This window comes from Albidovulum sp. (assembly GCF_049646345.1).
Classification (GTDB): domain Bacteria; phylum Pseudomonadota; class Alphaproteobacteria; order Rhodobacterales; family Rhodobacteraceae; genus Albidovulum.
The window spans coordinates 1-1,714 of sequence record NZ_JBARVQ010000233.1 but is presented as its reverse complement, the minus strand read 5'-3'; the positions used below and the strand labels follow the sequence as shown (position 1 = coordinate 1,714).

At 61.5% G+C, this 1,714-nt stretch carries 3 protein-coding genes; 1 reads left to right on the top strand and 2 read right to left on the bottom strand.

Annotated elements, in window-relative coordinates; translation table 11 throughout:
• Positions 1-69 precede the first annotated feature (69 nt).
• Together sdhD and sdhC are read right to left on the bottom strand one after the other, a co-directional pair.
• Complete coding sequence (gene sdhD, locus WBB85_RS05560) at positions 70-441, bottom strand: succinate dehydrogenase, hydrophobic membrane anchor protein (protein WP_432637636.1); 372 nt, start codon at positions 439-441, stop codon at positions 70-72.
• Positions 442-453: 12 nt separating this feature from the next.
• A complete protein-coding gene (gene sdhC, locus WBB85_RS05555) occupies positions 454-837 on the bottom strand; it encodes a succinate dehydrogenase, cytochrome b556 subunit (RefSeq protein WP_432637635.1) in 384 nt (127 codons plus the stop codon).
• Positions 838-1,147: 310 nt separating this feature from the next.
• Between sdhC and WBB85_RS05550 the strand changes: the two genes are divergently transcribed.
• The coding region (locus WBB85_RS05550) for a hypothetical protein (protein ID WP_432637634.1) at positions 1,148-1,714 on the top strand (567 nt) is incomplete at its 3' end.

Sequence of the window (1,714 nt, the reverse complement as noted above, 5' to 3'; positions counted from 1 at the left end):
CCTCCGGCGCCAACCACAACCACGTCGTATTCATGTGTTTCGTAAGCATATGCGGTCATGTTCAGTCCCTCAGAGCGCGAGCTTGATCAGCGCGTAAAGCCCGGTGGCCATCAGGCCGTAAGACAGGCAGATCACCGCGATGACCGCCGCCTTGCGGGCAAAGCCATGGGCGTAATCCTCGATCATCATCTGCGCGCCGTTCTTGAAGTGATAAAGGCCAACCAGCAGCGTCAGCCCGGCGACGATGGCCGGGTAAGGCCGGGCGTAATAGGCGATCACCTCTTCAAAAGGCGCGCCCAGGATGCTGCCGAAGGTGAAGAGAAAGGCCGGGATCAGGATCGCAAGGCCAACGGCCGAAACCTGCATGTGCCAGTGATGTTCCGTTCCGGACTTGGCCGAACCCAGCCCTTCGGCGCGCTTGCGGTCGGTGAGGTAACGCATGGCCCTGCCCCCTCAGAGAATGATGATGGTGAAAAGGGTCAGCAAAACCGACCCGATGATGCAGGCCCAGCCGAGCTTCTCGGCTGTGGGGATGTCGAGCCCCCGCCCACTGTCGAAGTAAAGATGCCGGAGGCCCGCCAGAAGGTGATACCAGACCGCCCAGATCGAACCGAGGAACACGAGCTTGCCGAACCATGAGGTCAGGACTGCATCGGCAGTAGCGAAATAGGCCTCGCTCGTCGCCGCGGCCAGAAGCCACCAGACGATCAGGAACACCGCCACGATCAGCGCATTGCCGGTGATCCGCGTCAGGATAGAGGTGATCGCGGTCAGTTGCGGGCGGTAGATCTGCAGATGCGGCGACAGCGGACGGTTGCCCCGGTTGACATCGGCCATGGTCGGTCCCTCTCTTGCCTCGGCCCCACGGGCGCGCGGAAACGCCAGCGGGCAGTCCCGTTCTTCATAACGCAAAAGCCGCCCATGTCACGTCGCGATTGGCGCAAAACCGACGATTTCCCGCGCGTTAACGCAAAACTGCCATTTTGTGATCACGTCGATTTTTCTTGTGATCACAAATCCGGCAGCCCCGGGTCTGATCTGCCGGAATTGCATACTGTCGCACGCCAGCCCTTCCCGCAATAGTTGTGGCCAGCGCTGTGCCGCACCGCCATAGTGCAGGCCTAAGCGGATGCAGGTGAGGGGAAACATGTCAGTCAAACGAGGCCTCGCGCTATTGCTGCTGCTTCCCCTCCTCTTCGTCCTCAACAGTTGCAAGACATTCACATGGAACCAGAAGCTGACCGTCACGGTCGAGGCACCCTCGGGCGAGGTCTCGGGATCTTCCGTGACCAGAATGAAGGTGATCAGCAAGCCCAAGACCCTGCCCGACGCGGGCACGGTGGAGGCTAAGCTGACCGGCGAGGCGGTTGTGGTGGAGGTCCTGCCTGGCCGCTATCTCTTCGCGCTGCTGGACCTGGGATGGGCGGAGGCGGCCTATGCCGATGCACGGACCGGCATCGGCAAGGAAGGGTTCGAGGATTTCATGCGCCATATCGTGGCGCAGAAGGGCAAACCCGCCGTGCCGCTGCCGCCAGACGCGCTGCCGCGCCTTGTGACCTTCGGCGACATATCCGATCCGACGAGCGTCGCGCTGGTGGACCCTGACAATCTGGCGGCGAGCTTCGGGCCGGGCGTGCGGCTGAAATCTGTCACGCTGGAGATTACGGATGAGCCGGTGACAGCACGTCTAGTTGAAAAAGTTCTTCCATGGTTG